Raw genomic sequence first — 2473 nt, 5'->3', positions numbered from 1 at the left:
CAACAGTGAGCCTTGCAGCAACGCTTCCTTTGGGAACTTTTATTTCCAATATGGTCGGTGGTTACTTAATTGGTATTGCGGTAGCTTTTTTTGGCAACAACCCCAGCCTTTCCCCGGAATGGAAGTTATTCATCATTACTGGGTTCTTGGGTGGCCTCAAACGTTTTCTAGTTTTTCTGCCGATGTTGTCGGTTTTATGCAGCGCGGCGAAATGACATGGGCACTAAGTACTGCGCTTTTAAACTTGTTTGGCTCGCTCGCCTTAACCTTCTTGGGTATTTTGACCTACCAAGCACTGAAGTAAGCTTGCCGAATAAGCTAAGGCTAATTCGGTAGGGGTTATTAAACAAGCCCCAGGACGCCCAAGACTGCACCGAACCCGATTAAATATAAAGGGTGCCAGCGAGTAAAAACAGTCACTCCAATAGTGATGAGTGTGAGTGCATATGCGGCATAGCTGTGATTAATTTGTAGTGCAATCTGCCATGCTGAAGAAAGCACTAAGCCAATGGCAAGAGCTGCCGCTGCATATTGAATGGACTTCTTTTTATGCTCATCCTTCATTCTCAAGAAAAGACGCTGCAAGTGATACACCAAGATAGAGGAGGGCCATGAAATAGCAATAGTTGCAATCAGCCCCCCTAAAACTCCATAGATATGCCAGCCAATCAGTGTGACTGTCATGAAGTTCGGCCCTGGAGCGGCTTGAGCAATTGCAAAATAATCAGCAAAAGTTTGAAGGTCTATCCAATGCTCTTGGTAAACAGATAAATTGAGCAAGCTAGGAAGTAAGGCATTTACTCCGCCGAAAGCAATCAGCGAAAAAGCAGACATTTTGAGAAACAGGCTCAGCAAAATACTCATAGTTTGCGAGCTTTCTTTTGCGCCAAAATCCAAGCAAGTGGCGATGCAATCAGCACCACCCAGCCAAGCCCCAACTGGTAGTAACTGGCAGCAATGACAGTCACGAGCACCACCAGGAGCATTGCTGGAAAGCGCAACTCATCACGCAACATCTTGATGCCTGTAGAGGCGATTAAGCCAACGCCAACGGCAGATATTCCTCGAAGAGCCCCTTGAGCTGATTCCAAATAGCTATAGTGGGTATACAAGAGTGCCAATAGCATGACGATGCAAATTGGCCCCAATGTTAGGCCTGCAACTGCTGCAAAAGCACCCCTGGCTCCACCAAAGCGTGAGCCGATACACACGGCTAGGTTGACGACATTTGGGCCGGGAACAATTTGGCAGATACCTAGGATGGAGCTGAACTCTTCAGACGTAAGAATTTTGTCTTGTTCAACTAGCGTGCGTCTCGCCCATGGCAGGACACCACCAAAACCAGACATACCGATTTTGCTGAAGCTGATAAATAATTCTGTTGTGGTAAGTGTCTTCAAAGAATAATTAAGGCTCAAATGGATGCGGTAGCGGCTTGTGCTCGAGCCATGCCTCAAGAGTATCAATAATTCCTTTGGAGAACATTGCAAAAACAGGCTCAGCCACAAATCCTAGGTGAGGCGTGGTGAGTAAATTGGGTATGTTTCTTAGGGCATCATTTATGGGGAGTGGCTCAATCTCAAAAACATCAATCGCTGCTTGACCGGGTCTACCAGCGGCTAGCGCTTCTTGTAGGGCCCGTGTATCAATGAGGGCGGAGCGTGAGGTATTCACGAGTAGCGCGTCGGACCGCATCATCGCTAACTCTTGGGCGCCAATCAATCCTTTTGTTTTTGGCCCGGCCACCAGATGCAGACTAATAACCTTAGATGTTTTCAGAAGCTCTTCTAGACCGACCGACTTGGCATTTTGGGCAGCAGCTCGTTCAGTTGTCATATTGGGACTCCAAGCGACAATCTCCATCCCAAAGGCTTGACCCACTTTGTCAACAGCACTACCAATTGAGCCTAAACCAATCATTCCAAGACGCTCGCCAGACAATATTGGGAGAACAGAGAGTTCATCGCGCCAGCCACCTGTGTGCAACAAGTTATTTTGGCGAACTAAGTGTTTTGAAGCGCCTAGGATTAAAGCCCAAGTTAACTCGGTAGTAGTTTCCTTGGAGGGGCCTCCTGGCGTGCAGGCAACCGGAATATTGCGTGAAATCAGGGCAGATGCATCTAGGGTGCCGTTACGCTTGCCGGTAAATAGGAATAACTTCAGCTTCGGAAGGCGAGCAATCAGGGCTTCATTAAAGGGGGTGCGATCCCTCGCCAGCACAATGACATCTGCATCTTTAATTGCTTCATATAGGGCTTCACCGTGAAGGGGTTCATGGTGAATGGTGATATGGCACTGCCGATCTACTTTTTCCCAATTGGAAAAGCGACGGAGGGCGCGCTCATAGTCGCCAAGAATGACAACATTAGGTAAATTAGCCATGTCTCTCGAATCGTTATTAATTATGCTGTTTGAGTTTACTATCTATCTTTATTGATTTTTATAAAGGAATACCCATGATTTTGGAACACTG

4 protein-coding genes are annotated in these 2473 nt (G+C 47.0%); 1 reads left to right on the top strand and 3 read right to left on the bottom strand.

Going from position 1 to position 2473, the window contains the following annotated elements:
* Nucleotides 1–215 (top strand): CrcB family protein (locus tag B7X71_RS15175; RefSeq protein WP_363927168.1); only part of this gene is annotated, 215 nt, incomplete at its 5' end.
* Nucleotides 216–342: 127 nt separating this feature from the next.
* Here the strand turns inward: B7X71_RS15175 and B7X71_RS15170 are convergent.
* Genes B7X71_RS15170 through B7X71_RS15160 form a run of 3 tightly spaced genes read right to left on the bottom strand, consistent with a single transcriptional unit; the run spans nt 343 to nt 2382 of the window.
* Nucleotides 343–864 (bottom strand): chromate transporter, encoded by a 522-nt coding sequence (locus B7X71_RS15170; protein WP_293601295.1) that lies wholly within the window; start codon nt 862–864, stop codon nt 343–345.
* Nucleotides 861–1400, bottom strand: a complete 540-nt coding sequence (locus tag B7X71_RS15165; RefSeq protein ID WP_293598861.1) for a chromate transporter — start codon at nt 1398–1400, stop codon at nt 861–863. Before B7X71_RS15165 ends, B7X71_RS15170 begins: the two co-directional genes overlap by 4 nt.
* A gap of 7 nt (nt 1401–1407) precedes the next feature.
* Nucleotides 1408–2382, bottom strand: a complete 975-nt coding sequence (locus tag B7X71_RS15160; RefSeq protein WP_293601293.1) for a D-2-hydroxyacid dehydrogenase family protein — start codon at nt 2380–2382, stop codon at nt 1408–1410.
* Nucleotides 2383–2473: the final 91 nt, after the last annotated feature.

It is taken from the genome of Polynucleobacter sp. 39-46-10 (assembly GCF_002282275.1).
This window is presented reverse-complemented; position numbering and strand designations above follow the sequence as displayed.